This is a genomic window from Aminobacter sp. P9b, assembly GCF_045345995.1.
Classification (GTDB): domain Bacteria; phylum Pseudomonadota; class Alphaproteobacteria; order Rhizobiales; family Rhizobiaceae; genus Aminobacter; species Aminobacter niigataensis.
Map to the genome: position 1 here is coordinate 3,673,033 of NZ_CP150082.1, position 14,936 is coordinate 3,687,968.

At 60.1% G+C, this 14,936-nt stretch carries 16 protein-coding genes; 8 read left to right on the forward strand and 8 right to left on the reverse strand.

Annotated elements, in window-relative coordinates; all coding sequences use genetic code 11:
* Window positions 1–15 precede the first annotated feature (15 nt).
* Window positions 16–1,068, forward strand: coding sequence for a toprim domain-containing protein (locus tag WHT83_RS18075; protein WP_406871942.1), 1,053 nt, complete (start codon window positions 16–18; stop codon window positions 1,066–1,068).
* 339 nt (window positions 1,069–1,407) lie between these two features.
* Entirely contained in the window at window positions 1,408–2,316 is a 909-nt protein-coding gene (locus WHT83_RS18080; protein WP_406874009.1) for a DUF2493 domain-containing protein, read from the forward strand.
* 18 nt (window positions 2,317–2,334) lie between these two features.
* Here the strand turns inward: WHT83_RS18080 and WHT83_RS18085 are convergent, their stop codons facing one another.
* Entirely contained in the window at window positions 2,335–3,222 is an 888-nt protein-coding gene (locus WHT83_RS18085; protein ID WP_406871943.1) for a hypothetical protein, read from the reverse strand.
* Between the two features lie 713 nt (window positions 3,223–3,935).
* On the opposite strand from WHT83_RS18085, the gene WHT83_RS18090 reads away from it, so the two are divergent.
* Window positions 3,936–4,262: a DUF736 domain-containing protein gene (locus WHT83_RS18090; protein WP_406871944.1), complete on the forward strand. Its 327-nt coding sequence runs from the start codon at window positions 3,936–3,938 to the stop codon at window positions 4,260–4,262.
* 111 nt (window positions 4,263–4,373) lie between these two features.
* Here WHT83_RS18090 and WHT83_RS18095 read toward each other — a convergent pair whose 3' ends face one another.
* From WHT83_RS18095 to WHT83_RS18110, 4 genes are all read right to left on the reverse strand, one after another.
* A complete protein-coding gene (locus WHT83_RS18095; protein ID WP_406871945.1) occupies window positions 4,374–4,889 on the reverse strand; it encodes a GNAT family N-acetyltransferase in 516 nt (171 codons plus the stop codon).
* Window positions 4,886–5,506 carry an acyl-homoserine-lactone synthase gene (locus tag WHT83_RS18100; RefSeq protein ID WP_406871946.1) on the reverse strand — a complete coding sequence of 207 codons (621 nt, stop codon included), beginning with the start codon at window positions 5,504–5,506 and terminating at the stop codon, window positions 4,886–4,888. Before WHT83_RS18100 ends, WHT83_RS18095 begins: the two co-directional genes overlap by 4 nt.
* A gap of 64 nt (window positions 5,507–5,570) precedes the next feature.
* Complete coding sequence (locus WHT83_RS18105) at window positions 5,571–6,299, reverse strand: LuxR family transcriptional regulator (RefSeq protein WP_406871947.1); 729 nt, start codon at window positions 6,297–6,299, stop codon at window positions 5,571–5,573.
* Between the two features lie 168 nt (window positions 6,300–6,467).
* Complete coding sequence (locus WHT83_RS18110) at window positions 6,468–6,698, reverse strand: helix-turn-helix domain-containing protein (protein ID WP_406871948.1); 231 nt, start codon at window positions 6,696–6,698, stop codon at window positions 6,468–6,470.
* 233 nt (window positions 6,699–6,931) lie between these two features.
* Here WHT83_RS18110 and WHT83_RS18115 point away from each other — a divergent pair, with 233 nt between their 5' ends.
* The gene (locus WHT83_RS18115; protein WP_406871949.1) at window positions 6,932–8,203 is read left to right on the forward strand and encodes a threonine synthase; all 1,272 of its coding nucleotides are present in this window, start codon (window positions 6,932–6,934) and stop codon (window positions 8,201–8,203) included.
* A 139-nt stretch (window positions 8,204–8,342) separates the two neighbouring features.
* Here the strand turns inward: WHT83_RS18115 and WHT83_RS18120 are convergent, their stop codons facing one another.
* The 3 genes from WHT83_RS18120 to WHT83_RS18130 all read right to left on the reverse strand — a co-directional run bounded on the left by WHT83_RS18120 (window position 8,343) and on the right by WHT83_RS18130 (window position 10,764).
* On the reverse strand, window positions 8,343–8,597 hold the full coding sequence (locus WHT83_RS18120; protein WP_406871950.1) for a helix-turn-helix domain-containing protein: 255 nt from the start codon (window positions 8,595–8,597) through the stop codon (window positions 8,343–8,345).
* 201 nt (window positions 8,598–8,798) lie between these two features.
* The gene (locus tag WHT83_RS18125) at window positions 8,799–9,833 is read right to left on the reverse strand and encodes a PLP-dependent cysteine synthase family protein (protein WP_406871951.1); all 1,035 of its coding nucleotides are present in this window, start codon (window positions 9,831–9,833) and stop codon (window positions 8,799–8,801) included.
* Entirely contained in the window at window positions 9,823–10,764 is a 942-nt protein-coding gene (locus WHT83_RS18130; RefSeq protein ID WP_406871952.1) for a kinase, read from the reverse strand. Before WHT83_RS18130 ends, WHT83_RS18125 begins: the two co-directional genes overlap by 11 nt.
* Before the next feature lie 382 nt (window positions 10,765–11,146).
* Here WHT83_RS18130 and WHT83_RS18135 point away from each other — a divergent pair, with 382 nt between their 5' ends.
* The 4 genes from WHT83_RS18135 to WHT83_RS18150 all read left to right on the forward strand — a co-directional run bounded on the left by WHT83_RS18135 (window position 11,147) and on the right by WHT83_RS18150 (window position 14,929).
* On the forward strand, window positions 11,147–11,896 hold the full coding sequence (locus WHT83_RS18135) for a topoisomerase DNA-binding C4 zinc finger domain-containing protein (protein WP_406871953.1): 750 nt from the start codon (window positions 11,147–11,149) through the stop codon (window positions 11,894–11,896).
* A 441-nt stretch (window positions 11,897–12,337) separates the two neighbouring features.
* Window positions 12,338–13,225 carry a DNA-processing protein DprA gene (locus WHT83_RS18140; protein WP_406871954.1) on the forward strand — a complete coding sequence of 296 codons (888 nt, stop codon included), beginning with the start codon at window positions 12,338–12,340 and terminating at the stop codon, window positions 13,223–13,225.
* A complete protein-coding gene (locus WHT83_RS18145; RefSeq protein ID WP_406871955.1) occupies window positions 13,218–13,871 on the forward strand; it encodes a hypothetical protein in 654 nt (217 codons plus the stop codon). Before WHT83_RS18140 ends, WHT83_RS18145 begins: the two co-directional genes overlap by 8 nt.
* A 149-nt stretch (window positions 13,872–14,020) precedes the next feature.
* Complete coding sequence (locus tag WHT83_RS18150; protein ID WP_406871956.1) at window positions 14,021–14,929, forward strand: DNA-processing protein DprA; 909 nt, start codon at window positions 14,021–14,023, stop codon at window positions 14,927–14,929.
* Window positions 14,930–14,936 lie beyond the last annotated feature (7 nt).

Here is a 14,936-nt window from a genome sequence, read left to right on the forward strand (position 1 = left end):
TCTTTGAGGTCCATCATGGCTGAGACACCACGCGATCTTGCTACTCGCCTAGCCAATCGGGCTGAGGCGGTGTGTCGGCACTATCTGTCAAATGGGCGGCGTCAAGGTCGCTACTGGCTTATTGGTGATGTCCGAAATGCGCCTGGCCGCTCCATGTTCGTCCGTCTGAAGGGACCGGGATCAGGAAAAGGAGCTGCGGGAAAGTGGACAGATGCCGCGACCGGCGAGCACGGTGACCTGCTCGACGTCATCCGCCAAAGTCTTCACCTCGTCGACTTCAGGGACGTTGCCGAGGAGGCAAGATCATTCCTCTCCATGCCATCTCCTGACCCGGGCAAATGGATCGGCGGTCATGTACCAGCACCGCGGGGATCGACAGAGTCCGCACGCCGCCTCCTTGCCATGACGCAGCCTGTCGGGCGAACCCTCGTCGAGGAATATTTGCGTAATCGCGGCATTACGGCCCTCAGCGAAACCGGTGCCCTACGCTACCACCCACGCTGCTACTACCGCGCAGACGAATACGCTCCGACCGAAACCTGGCCGGCGATGATCGCTGCCGTCACCGACCTTTCCGGCAAGCTGACGGGTGCGCAGCGCACGTGGCTCGATCCCAGAGGCTTCAGCGAAGCCAATCTCGGCCGTGCGCCTCTCTCCACGCCCCGGCGCGCCATGGGCAACCTGCTCGGGCACGCAGTCCGTTTTGGCACAGGCAGCGATGTTATGGTGGCCGGCGAAGGCATCGAAACGACATTGTCGGTCAAATCCGCGTTGCCTCATGCAGCTTCGATGGCGGCGCTTTCAGCCGGACACCTATCTGCAATCGTCTTTCCGCAAACGCTGCGCCGACTCTATGTCGCTCGCGACAACGATCCGGCAGGCGACACAGCAATGGCAACGCTCCTCGAGCGCACCCGTGCGGTAGGGATCGAGGCGATCATGCTCACACCTCGGCTTAGCGATTTCAACGAAGACCTCAGACTGCTCGGTCACGAGGCATTGACTTCGAGGTTGAAGTTGCAGGTCGCTCCTCAGGACATCGCACGCTTCATGTCCTCAGTCGCCTGACGGTAGGGGATCGAGGGCGGCGCCGCAGCGTCGTGCGCTGTCGCGTGACGGAGGCCAGCCTTCAACGCTGCGCGGCCACATCCACGGCCTTCAAGAGGGCGATCGGGCGTCAGCCAGGCCGGACAGGCAATGGCGTCGTCCGACGATTTTCCGGTGCGCCTCGACGAGGCGCTTTCCATCGCGAAACAAAATCGTCGGTCGTCACCATCCTTCACTGCGTTGCGGCCTTGCGCTGCGCTCCAGGTGCAGGTCCGTCCCGGCCGACGCCTTCGTCGCCAAGAAGGCCGCGCTGGGTGCGGCCACGAGCGAAGGAAGACCTCCGTGACCGAAGAGCACTACATGGCAAACGAACCGCACGACGCCTCCCCGACCGAACACCTCCTCCAGGAACTCCAGCTTTACGGCTACCGCCCCTTCGAGGATGAACCTGACCCACGCCCACTACCCGAGGGTCATGTCGTCGCTGGCAGCATCGCCGACATTTTCGACGCCCTCGTGGTGGCACTTTCCGATACCCGCCTCGAACCCGACCTGGAAGAACTGCTCTGGGGCACTGTCAATCTCTTTCACCGCGCAGTCGGACGAATTGAACGCGAGCTCGACGACAACGAAGTCGCCCAGCACCGCCTCCAGCGCGAACAGGACGGGTCCGAGGTGAAATCGGTCGAACTCGAACGCCTGACGGCACAGGGGCAAACCATTCTCGAGCGGCGCAACGCTTTCGAACTGATGCGCGACCAGGCAGCAGAACAGTTCGAACGCTCCACCCACTCGATCTGGCGGCCGCGCACCGGCTCGATGGTCAATCATCGCAACCTTACCGCAGCACTGATCGACAGCCGGGACTTCCTTGCCGCCAAGCGACGCGCCGAGAACGAGACACACCTGCCGCCCGGACCCAAAATTGCCTTCACTGGCGGGGTCGACTTCAACGACCATCGCCTGATCTGGGCCAAGCTCGACCAGGTCCATGCCAAACACCCTGACATGGTGCTGTTGCACGGCGGAAGCCCGAAAGGCGCCGAACTCATTGCCGCCAAATGGGCAAGCCATCGCAAGGTTCCGCAGATCGCCTTCAAGCCTGACTGGACCAAGCATGCCAAGGCCGCGCCGTTCAGACGCAACGACGCAATGCTCGAGGCGATCCCGATCGGCGTGATCTGGTTCCCCGGCACGGGAATTCAGGACAATCTCGCAGACAAGGCTCGCAAGCTCGGCATCCCAGTCATGAGATCCGGCAGCACATGAGCTGCCGCTCTTAGCCTTTTACAAGACAAGTCCCATATTACCAGCGGCTTTAGTGGCGAGCTTCTTGGCTCCGCTATCATTAGGATGAATCTCGTCATGCCAAAGTCGGCCGATGGTGTTTCGGAAATCCACGACCATCGCACGCCCTCCACTGCCTTTGGCAACGCTTAGTATCGCATCGTAGAAACGGTCAACCAGGACTCTGACTATGTCGCGCGGCAAGCGCGTGGTCGTGTCAAACCCCAACTCTTCAAACCTTCGCCCCAAGTAGTGCCCACCTGGTTTTGGTATGGAATAGTCGTAACCATGCATGACAAGCTTGGTGCGCTTCGGTGCACTCCACGTTACGGTCTCGCGAAGAATGGTGCGATAGTCGCGGGCGATCCCACGCAGAAAGTAGTCGAACTCATCCTTGACGTAGGTTTGTGCGTCTTTAGAGCCACCCCCTTCATCATACGGGCGGACAAAATTCTTCATGGCGTCGCCGCCAAAGAAGTCGACCCCGCCACCCGAAAAGACAAAGAAATCGAACGTCCCCGCGCCCAGCGGCTGCTTGTACTGCTTCGCCCCAAACGTCTTCCGAAACGTATCGCCGGGCCAGCCAATGTTGTTCACATAGTACTTTCTGGCGATCACATCGACGAATGTGTCAGGCTGCCCTGGGATATCCGTAAGTATATTTACCCATGAATCTCCCTCAGCCAGGATCCTCTTCTTGGTCGAATACGCTCGATCAGGCTTGTCACTGAATGCCCTCTCGAAAATGGCTTGTTCAGAAGCGTCTTGATGCTCTTTGCTGACATCCTTCTTGCGTCGGATGGTCAACATGAATGCGCGATCTGGATCTGGAACTACCTCGATCCCTGAGGCGATTATCTTCGCACGCTCTTCATTATAAGCAGCCATTGTGCATCCCCCAAATTGTGAAATTCGCAGCAAGTATATTGTCTCCAATTATTTGAGATGTGAAGCACCCGACAGGACACAGGCTGTACGTTGCTGAGCAGAACCGCCGGTTCATCGGCACGAAGTACAAAACATTGTCGGTGAGAAGTCACATCCTTTGCCGTCACCGGTTTGCGCAAGGAGCAGCACGGAACTTCCTGCCATCAGCAACAGCTCCAGGCGGGGTCGCACCCCCCCACTGGGCACTCTCGGCCATACCTGGCGACGAAGCAGCGGCGGCCACGATCCCCACAGACTCAAGTGATGTTGTCACGTGGCGCGAATGCGTTTGACGAGACTTTGATGCGGCCAGACTTGCAGAGTTTCGGACGATGCGCACGGCGCGCAGTGTTGGCGGCGAGAGATCAGGATGGCACGAGGTTCCCAGAGGTACCTGCTTGATCCATCACACTGGCTCGCACCAAAGCGGTCTCATCGATGGGTGCTTTTTGCCTGGGGCCGGCTTCGCCTGATCGCCATAGGCGCAATGGCTTATCGCGACTTTCTTCCCCTGCCGCTGCGCGCCATTCCTCGCGGGCAACAAAGTCGCGCCAGCGCCATCCTCCGCTTACGCTTCAGCCCATAGGTGCGCCGTCGATCACCTCCAGCCTGTCGATCACCATCGAGACCGCAATGGTGCGGGCCCGAAACAGACTGGATCAAGGAGAGCTACCATGGCTACCATCGGCACCTTCAAGAAGTCCGCCAACAACGAGTTCACCGGCGAAATCGTCACCCTCAGCGTTCAGGCCCGCAGCGTCCGCATCGTCCCCGAAACCCGCGCCACCGGCGACAACGCTCCCAGCCACCGGGTCTTCGTCGGCCGGGCCGACATCGGCGCCGCTTGGACCAAGCGCTCCAATGAGGGTCGCGACTACCTGAGCCTCAAGCTCGATGACCCGAGCTTCAATGCTCCCATCTTCGCCAACCTCTTCGACGATGAGGAAGGTGACGGATACAGCCTCATCTGGTCTCGCCCGGGTCGCCGCAAAGGCGAGTAAGGCCCCCATCAAGTCCCGCCCGGATAATCCGGGCGGGTACTTTTCGCTCAAAACAGCTAATGGCCACATAGTCGCCCGGCGTCGAAGAAGACGAGTGCCGGCAATTTCCCGCTATCGATCAGCAACAAACTTTTTCAGAAGTTCGGACACGTCACACGACATGACGATTTCCGTCCCCAACCGTCCGGCGAAAGAGCAACCGGAGCTCGCAAAACCACAGCGGCGATAAAGCCGGAGCGCACTGGAATTGTCCTCGTTTACGCTCAACGTTAAAGCGGAGCTCCCTGGACGGTGCACAGAGATCCAAACCGCGGCAAGTGCGATAGCCGCGGTGCCAAAGCCCCTCCCCTGTGCCTTGCGGCTGATGCGGAAGTTGTGCAGGCTGATGGCATCCGGGTTTGCCCAGGACGGCAACGCTGGTCCCTCGCGCAGCATCAGGAACCCCACTGTCACGCAGTCCACCGTCACAAGGAATGGATGGCACGAACTTTGTTCGGGCCGCCTCCTCAGCCTTTCGTAGATCGTCACCGTTCCGCCGCCAGCGAGATCTTCGTCGTGTTCATCCAGTTCGATGCCTGTCACCGAAGCAATCTCATCGATCTGAAGTAGTTTGAGAGCGATCTTCATGCGCCCGCACCAGCCAGCGCGCTCGTATTTCGAAGCCCGTAGGCAACTCGTGTGGCCTGCAGGGCGTCTGCGTCGACATGGATGAGAAGAGCGACGATCCTGCCATCAGGATGGTCAAGGACCTCGCCAAGGCGAGTAACCGACCAGCCAAGCTGTTCCAGCCGTGCAGGCCAGAAGTCCTCACACACGACGCTCAACTTGCTTATCCCCAACCTCAGGCATGCTTCGAGAAGCCCGCATAATACGATGCCTGCCGCTTGCGACGATCGACCCGTCATTCGCAAAGATGGCGCGATGAAAAATCGCGTCCACTCATAGAGATCGGCGTCTCTCGGCGGTGCACCTCTGGCAAGCATTGGGAAAACATCCGAAAGCAAATGCGGTTTCGTCGTCGGCACCAGACGAGACCCACCGGCTATGTTTCCGCTGCCGTCTATTCCAAGCAGGTAGATCGCGTCCCTGGTATCAAACGCGTCGATCTCAAATGGGATTGGCCTGTCGATTTGCTGCCATTTTCGGCCAGTGACGTAGATTTCATGTCGAATGCGAAAATAGCGTTCGAGATGATCCTGATATATCAGGCGGTTCGACCAGTCGACGATATGAAGCTTGAACATGGTACGCACCAGAGGACGCGTACCCTAGCTGCCGAGGGTCGACTATTCTGGTTTTCTGGTATTGTCAGGGATAGATTTCCCCTCTCCGCACGGCTTCCATGGCCGCCTGGATCGTATTCACCGCGTCGCACTTATCTCTGACGTTGCTCAGATGTCGCTCGACCGTGAATCGCGAAATCCCTAGAATGCAAGCTACGTCCTCAGCTGCCTTGCCGGCTGCGATCCATGTCAGAACTTCTCGCTCTCGATCAGTCAGGTTGACCTCGCGTGATTGCTCACCTCGGTCACGCAGCCGGCGAAGCGCTCGGTAGGCATGCACGCACACCGTTTCAAGGATTGGAATGTCTTCGGGCAAAACCTCGATGCGTTCGCCCGCAGCGGTCACGACCGAAGGGGCTCTCCGAGGCTCATGGACAGGAACACACAAGCCATTCCTCAGTCCGAATTCTGCGGCCTCGCCCATGACCCGCAGTTGTCCAGTGGTCATCTCTTTGGGCAACAAGTCATGCCAGACAAAGGGCTGACCGACCAAGCGGCTGCGTGAGGCGCAGGGATCTTGAGAGAAATGCTCGCTGGCAAGGTAATGCTTGAGCCATTCCACTGGCCAGCCGTCATAGAGGATTTCGCGCTGCCACGGCCCACGCTGCGGCGGAGGCAGGCCCGTTATGAGCAGATGACGAAAGCCGAAAGGCCGCAAGATGCTGAGCAGTTCTTTCAAAACGTCCGCTGGCGTAACTGCGGCATCAATTTTCGCGAGCGCGCCTGTAAGCATTGCGAACATACTGGGGTTCATCACCCGCGCTCCAAAACCGCCGACTATGCGACCAGCCCGCATCGATGATGGCAGGGCCGTTCAGCCTAGTCAGGTAGATTCAGCGTTTCGCATGCAGATTGCTAACTCTAGTTTTCATTTGTCAGTGCTTTGAAAGCATTTCGCCTAAACGCCCGCCTGAGGACCGCGCTATGTCGGTTCCGGCCTGGTTTCCGGATCCTTCAGAAGGTCCGCAGGCTCCACTTCCAGCACCGTGGCCAGCGCCTCCAACATGTCGAGCGTCGCATTGCGGCGCCCGGCTTCAGCACCGCTGAGGTAGGCACGGGCGCAACCGGCGAGATGAGCCAATTGCTCTTGCGACAAGCGCCGTTCCCGGCGCAGCCGTTGCAGATTCAGACCGAATATTTTGCGAACCTTCATCGCGTGAATTTGCCAAATGTGCACCATAATGCAACGCACTATAGTGCACATTTTCGTTGACACGCGCAGTTTATGCTGTTTGATCGGCTGCGGGATTCAGACCCGAGGTAAGGACCGGGAGGCGTCCGGTTAGTCGCTAACAGCCTGATGCTACGAGCGGCGTGCGGAACGCCTTCCCCTCAATCATGCCATCCGACAGACCACTTATTGTCTTAGACGGAGCTTTCGACCACATGGCGACTATTTCCGGATACAGCTGCATCCGATGTGGCTTCGAACATGGAAGCGACATCAGGATAGATTCCAAAGGCTGTCCCAGGTGCGTTGAACAAGCCCCGGCAAACCTCCAACCGATCTATTCGCGCGGTGCCGATGCGGTTGACGACCATGCCGTAGGGAGCGTTCTCCGCATTTCCCTTTGGCGTTACGGATCATTTTTGCCGCGCCCGAGCGGTCCGGTGGTGTCCTTGGGAGAAGGTTTGACCCCACTGCTGCCAGCAGAGCGACTTGGGGAAGCTTTGGGCGTCCCTCAGCTTTTCATCAAGGATGAGGGTCGCAATCCGACCGGGTCCCACAAGGATCGATTTTCTACAGTCGCGGTGTCAATGGCGCGCGGTCAAGGGGCAAGGGTGCTGGCGACGGCGTCATCAGGCAACGCCGGCGCATCGCTGGCGGCCTACGCGGCCAAGTCTGGGCTCGGCTGCGTTGTCGCGACATTTGCCGGAGCCGCTGGCCCAATGTTGTCGCAGATTCATGCCTATGGGGCTTCCGTGATCCCGATGGCCGACAAGAGCGACAGGTGGAAACTTCTTGAGAAGGCTGCCGATCGTCTCGGCTGGTTTGTCACCTCCCCCTATCAGCACCCCGTCGTCGGCAGTCACCCGCTTGGCATCGAAGGTTACAAAACGATCGCCTATGAAATTGCGGAGCAGGCGGACGGGCATCTGCCTGACTGGTGTGTGCTTCCGGTGTGCTATGGGGACGCCCTCTCAGGAGTAGCGGCCGGCTTCCATGACCTGCGTAACAGGGGCAAGATCGCAAGAGTACCAAGGCTGGTTGCTGCCGAAGTGCATGGCTCGCTTTCGAAAGCCCTCGAGAATGGCTTTGACCGCATCGAGGAGCAGGAACCTTCCTTCGAAACAATTGCTCTCTCGATCGGCACGACGCGCAGCGCTTACCAGGCGGTGAAGGCGCTACGTGACACCGGGGGTCATGCTGTCTGCGTATCCAACGAGAAGCTCATCCGCATGCAAAAGACGCTGGCTGCCAGAGAAGGTCTCTTCGTAGAACTGGCTTCGGTCGCACCTCTGGTCGCAATCCAGGATTTGCGTGATCGGCAGATCATAACGCCGACGGATCGGGTGGTGGCAATTGTGACTGCCACCGGTCTCAAGGACCTCGACATTTCAGCCAATCCGGCCGCCACTCAAGCTCCCTTTGAGAGTGTCGAGGCTGCGTGGCAGTGGGCAACCGGGAGACATGCCGCAGAACCGGCTGCTGCCTGAGACTTGATAGACTTCCGACTACAGATGTTCTGCCGTACCCGAGCGACGGTGGCAACGCGTCGTCCAGCAATCTCCTCGACTAGTCGAACCGCGTCCCTTCCTTTCCGCACCATGTTCGATCGTGACAGCCGCTCAACAACTATCTCGTTTCCCGTCCCGCTGCCGGATCCTTCAGCAAGTCCGCAGGTTTTACCTCGAGTACCGTCGCCAACGCCTCCACCATGTCGAGAGTTGCGTTGCGGCGCCCAGCTTCAGCCCCGCTGAGATAGGCCCGAGCGCAACCGGCAAGATGAGCCAGTTGCTCTTGCGACAACCGACGCTCACGACGCAGCCTCTGCAGATTCAGACCAAATACATTACGAAGGTTCATCGCGCGAATTTGTCGAATGTACATTGAGCGGAGATGGCAACAGATAGTTCGTCGGCAACAATCCCCAGCAGCCACGACATATGGCTTCCGGGCAGCTTCAACTGCCCCCTCGGCGAATTTTCCATCCGACAGCCACCAAGCTCCAGCTGGATGGCAGTGGGTAAGTGGAACAGCTCCTGCCAGCAGAATATTGTCTGAGACTTGCCCGCTTTCGGTTGCGCTGATTTAGGTTTTCCCTACTGGCCGCGGAACGTCGTCCAGCAATCTCCTCGACCACTCGAACCTCGTCCATTCCCATTCGTCACGCGGCACGATTGTAACAAGGGTTTCGGGTTCGCAAACGGGGACACACGGCCAACCTGGGAGCGCTGCCAACCATTTGTCGTCATAGACCGTGTTGGCATGACGATGTCCTTCGTCGGGCATGATGACCGCGACGACTGAACCCGGGTTGGTTCGGCCGATCCATTCGCCGACGAGAGCCGCAGCTCCGCTCGTCGGCCCCATGAAAATCCCCTGGTTGCGAAAGAGCGAATGGGCGGAATGGTAGGCGGCATAGGCACCAACCCAATGTACTTCGTCGACCAGATGATGCCGGACATTTGCCGGAAGGACGCTATTGCCTAGCCCGCGCAGCATTCGCTTGCCCAAGGGCTGCCCGAACAGCACGCTGCGATGCGTGTCGACAGCGGCAATCTTCAGATGCGGATAAACTTGACGCAGGAAAGTACCGGTCCCGCACAGCGAGCCGCCAGTGCCAATGCAACCGACAAGCCAATCAACCTGGCCCATCGAACGAACGAACAGTTCGGCAAGGCGGGCATAGGATTGCCAGTTGCCCGGACTGTCGTACTGGCGCGTCCAGAAAGTGTCCGGCTCATTCTCCATGACCGCCCTGAGATGTGCCAATCTGCCAGTCTGGTTCCCATCCCCCTGCTCGTCCGCAAGTGCGACCACCTTCGCGCCCAATCGTTCCAGCCTTTCCTGATACGCCTGATCGATTAGGGTCGCCGCGGTCACCAATGTGAGCCGGAACCCACGCGCTGCGGCTAGAAGGGCTACGGCCATGCCGAACGTGCCCGAGGTTGTCTCGACGATGTGGGCGCCCGCTTTCAGCTCTCCCGACTTCTCGGCCTGATCGAGGATGAAGCGAGCTGGCATTAGCTTCATCAAAGGGAATGCCGCCGCAGCGACGTTTGGGCCAAGCTGAGCAATACGCGGTGTTTCCAGCGCCCTGAAATAGTCGACGTCAAAGGACATGTGCGCTCTCCTCCGCATTGATTGGGAAGATGCCGATGTCCTGGAATCCGCGGTCCCCCAATGCAGCGATGATTGTATGAATACTCTCGCGACTGGCTGATTGGGCATCGAGCATAAGCCCGAAAAGGGATCCGCTATGCGCCACCTGGATCCCGTAAGCTTGATAGTGAGCGGCGATATCGACGACGACATCGAAATATGGCTTGGGGAGGTGCCGCTGGCTGATACGGGCGCTCATTGTCGCCGCCTGGCCAAGTAGTTGCGCATCCTGATAGCGCACGGAGCGTGCAACCATTCCTCGAAGAACGCGGAAGAGCTGGATTTCCTCGCGGCTGTACCGTGCCGGAACTAGTTCGAGCGTATCGATCCCTGCAGTAGTGTCTCCCTTGAAACCTACGAGGACAAACGGCGGCAACGAACCGCCGAAGTGCTCGAGGACCACCCCTTCCCGTTGCGCGAATAGCAATGCCTCAGATTCAAACGCGATAGCATCTGAAGCGACTTCAGCAGCCACCGCCAACCTGCTGCTCGTCGAAGGCAGCAACCTCGCGCCCAAGGCGGCGGCCACCGCTCGCACTGAAGCGACGACATCGGCCGTGGACGAGCCATAGCCATGCCCCACCGGAATATCGCTCTCGATCTTGAGACGCCCCCCAAGGGACGGATACCCGAGATGCGCCAGCGCCAGTTGCGCAGCACGTAATGCTTTTTCCCGGCTTGGCGGCTCGACGCCGAGATCGCCGCTCTCATCGAGCACAATCCACGCAGTGGACCGAAGGCTATCAATTGGAAGGGTTACCAGGCCACGGTGCAAGCGCCCACGATCGTCCTCAAATACGCCCTGAAGGAGCTCGCCGTGATGGCCAAATGCACAACCTTTTGCCGGCTTGGCCAGCCTGGTACGTTCTGGATCGTTGGCGACAAGGGGCATGGACCCACCTCCGAACGACTTGGTGCGGTTCGAATGATGGGGCTAAGGTTTCGGCGCGTCACTTCCTGGAAACTGGTATTGACCTCACTCGCGGCCGTTTTCCTGCTCGAGATCTCGGTGTCGATGCGGGAAATGCCTTTGAGCTAGCCGAAGCGACCGGCGTAGACCAGAAACGGCTCCGCCGTTCAGGTCGGGCCACGAACTGCTGTGCGCCTAAAAGTCGCCGTTCGAGGCATTGGGTCAACCTCCCAAGAGCGGCCGTTCGCGAGCGCACGGTCGCAGTACAGATTAGGTGGTGCACACGCCGAGCTGGTCTCGCCGATCGATCGTTCGATCTGCAGGTGTAATGAAATAGCAAGGCACTGGTGGGATGCTACGCTCTATGAGCCCGTGGCCGTCAGTTCTGATCGTCCCCGAGCAACCGGACGGCGACACGATCCGGATGCCCGTGCTCGGCGTCTTTGATGGCGATGGCTTCGTCAGTCGCATCAAAGCACACGAGGTTACGGGAAACCCGTCCCATCAGGGCGAGCTGGAAATTACCGTCAGGTTCGGGTTCATTGACGCCCCAGAGTTGGGCCAGCCCGGTGGGCACGAGGCGAAGGTCTTTCTTGAAAGCCTGATCGGCGGAAGGTCGGTCGATCTCGCAATCCTAACGAAAATGGATACTGGTGGCAGCCTTGACCGACACGGGCGCATCGTCTGCATACCCTATCTTGCCGCGCAATATCCTGTGGCGGCCTTTGGAACGTCCCCCACCCGGCTGCACGATGCGGTGACGTTCGGCCGCCCGCTCACCGTATATCGCAACATTGAACTCGAAATGGTGGCCAACGGCTGGGCCTGGGTTCTGGCAAGATACGGGCCGGACCAACGGTATTTCGATGCTTTGGCCGACGCGCAACGCCATCGTCGCGGGATTTGGAGGTTCGAGAACAACATCGCACCTTGGGAGTTCAAGCGACGCAAATACCGTGCGAGCCAAATTAGCCGCGCTGACGACGCGAAAACCCATTGTCCGAGAGAATCTTGCGGCGGTCACCTGATCCGCCGAGACGGTAAGTTCGGCACCTTTCTCGGCTGTTCAAACTTTCCAAGCTGCCGATATTCGCGTGCTGACCCGCTCCTGTAATGCCAAGAGCGAGTGGCCGCTGATAACCGCCAGGTGCGCCGACATGTGTCATACGCTCGGTCGGCCCGCCACGGCGAGTATGCGCCTCATCGCGGACGTTCGAGAAAAGTTTGCCTTCACCCAGAAGCGGTCGTTCGGCTCGTTTCGACGAAGAGTAGCAACGCACGCCCACTTCGGAAGTTTGGTAGACATCAGCCGGATCCGTTCGCGCGGAAATGCCTGACGCTGTGGCAGTTGCTGCGCCAGCAACTCGCTTAGTGATAGTGAACATAACAAGAACACATTGACGACGCTTATAGGGCGTGCGATCCTTTCGCACAAAGGAGCCGATAATCGAGTCGCGCGTCTCGTGCGGGATCCGCGTTTGGTTTGCGGGGGCGACCATGCGGAACGAGGTGCCATGAAACATGATATATCCGGTCCGGCATGGGGGACACGCTGATGCGGCTCGCACTGAGCGATGCCGGTCCCGCCCTATCGCCCATTTCGCCGCGCCGGGAGCTCGGCGCCTATGAGGCCATGTGGCTCGAAAAGGGCGCTACCTTCAAATCACTGGCCGAAAAATTCGCCGCCGATCCTGCCGCGCTGCCCTCTGATTTCGTCGCCACGCAGCTGGCAGATCAGTGTGCCGCCGACGTGCTGAAGCGGCTAAAGGCGGCCGGCGTACACCAGTTCGGCGTGCGTATTCACCATGCCGGCGACTATCCGACCAAGCTGCGCGTCGCCAAGCATCCGGTCGAGATGCTCTACTATCGCGGCGCGTGGGAGATCAGCGAGACGCGCTGCATCGCCGTTGTCGGCAGCCGCGAAGCGTCCGAAGATGGCATTCGCCGCACGGTTCGCCTGGCGCGCGAGCTGGTGGACCGCGGCTTCACCGTGGTGTCGGGCCTCGCAAAAGGCGTCGATGCCGCCGCGCATCAAGCGGCGATTGCGCGCGGGGGGCGCACAATCGCCGTGGTCGGCACGCCACTCGGCACCTGCTACCCCAAGGAGCATGCCGAGCTGCAAGAGACGATCGCCAAGAGCCATCTGGTGATCTCGCAGGTGCCAGTGCTGCGCTATGCGCGGCAGGCGCCGCCGCAGAACCGGCTCTTCTTTCCCGAGCGCAACGCGACTATGAGCGCCCTCACCGAGGGGACGGTCATCGTCGAAGCAGGAGATACCTCCGGCACGCTGACCCAGGCGCGCGCGGCGATGCATCAGGGCCGCAAGTTGTTCATCCTCGACTCCTGCTTTCAACGGACCGATATCACTTGGCCGGCCCGATATGAGGCGGAAGGAGCGATCCGGGTTAGGACGCCAGAGGATATTTGGAGCGCGCTTGGTTGACGAGATCCGCTTATCGCTAATCGACGAGAGCAATCGGGACGACCACTGGCGCCTGACGGCTGACGACAACTGCTATTACCTGTTCGAGTATACCTCGCATCGCGGCTATTCGTTCAGCAGCACCAACCAGCTTATCGCCAACCTGAAGAAAAAGCCGAGCACCGCCGGTCACCAAGGCTATCATTACAAGGGCCGCGCGATTGCTGCTTGTGGCCAGCATGTTGGCGGGGCGCTCAACCCCAACTGGCTCAACGAGGCCACTCTTGTGCCGGTGCCGGGCTCCAAGGCTCAGGGGCACCCGGATCATGACGACCGGATTGAGCGGATTTGCCGGGCCATGCGCCAGCCGCCGCCTGACGTTCGGGCGCTGGTGGTGCAGACCCAGTCGACCACCGCGTCGCACGAGGCCGCGGATGGCGAGCGCGTCACCGTCGAAGAGTTGCTTGCTGTCTACCAGATCAACGAGGCGCTCGCAGCGCCTGTGCCGCACTCGATCGCGATCGTCGACGACGTGCTGACTGCCGGCACCCATTATCGGGCAATGCACATCGTCTTGTCGGCGCGATTCCCGAACGTGCCAATCATCGGCCTATTCATCGCCCGTCGCGTGTTTCCTGACGACGATTTCGGGTTCGAAAACCTGTGACCGAGCCGATGATCTTTCCCCCCAAGAGCCTGCGGGACGCGTCCGATGTAAGCGGCGGGTCAAATGGCTCGGCGTCTTCCCGGCTTGATCGGCCATTCGATCGCGCAAGGGAACCGCTTGCCTTCCTTACCCTTGCTGCGATCCGCGGGGTGGGCCACAAGACCTTGGCCGATCTGGCCGAAGCCGGCCATCGGTTCGCCGAAGTGCTCGAAAACACGCCGGCAGAGCTGCTGCCGCGCCGGGCTGTCGGTGGCCGGGACACCGCACCCACGGAGTGGGGCACGGTGCTGGGCAAAGCGCAGGCCGACGCGAGGAAGATGGGAGATCGGCTGACCGAGATGGGCGTCAGGCTGCTGTTCCGCGACGATCCCCGCTTTCCGCGCGCGCTCCTCGACCTCGAACGGCCACCCCATTGGCTCTTCGTCCAGGGCGCGATGGCGCCGCTTGCCATGCCAGCCGTGGCAATCGTGGGAACGCGCAAGCCATCCGAGGACGGACTGTTTCTGGCACGCTACGTCGGCGCCTGCCTCAGCGACTGGCCGGCAGCCACAGTCAGCGGGCTCGCCGCCGGCATCGACCAGCTCGCGCATGAAAGTTCGTTGCGCGCCAACGTCCCAACAATCGCGGTGCTCGGCACCGGCATCTTCGACAATTATCCTAAAGGCTCGGACGTTGCGCGCAGACAAATTCTCGAGGCCGGTGGCACGATCGTCTCCGAATATTTGCCGTGCTCGTCGTATAGCGCCGAGAATTTCGTCCAGCGCAACCGGCTCCAGGCTGCCCTTGGCCGGGTGGTGATCCCGGTCGAATGGGCGCGCCGCAGCGGCACCGCCCATACCGTACGCTTCGCGACGGCACTCAAGCGGCCGATCGCCTGCCTCCGGCTGTCGGACTGGCCGGTCGATCGCCTCGTGCTCGAACCCGGGCTGGGCCAGGAGATGGGGGAGATCTTCACCGTGCCGCGCGAGCAGCAGGCGTTCGATCATTTTGTCCGGGTCGCGCTCGGCGGCTCGGCGGCGTCCCCTGTGGGTCAACTCTCCTTGTTTGACGAGGAATAGTGATGCT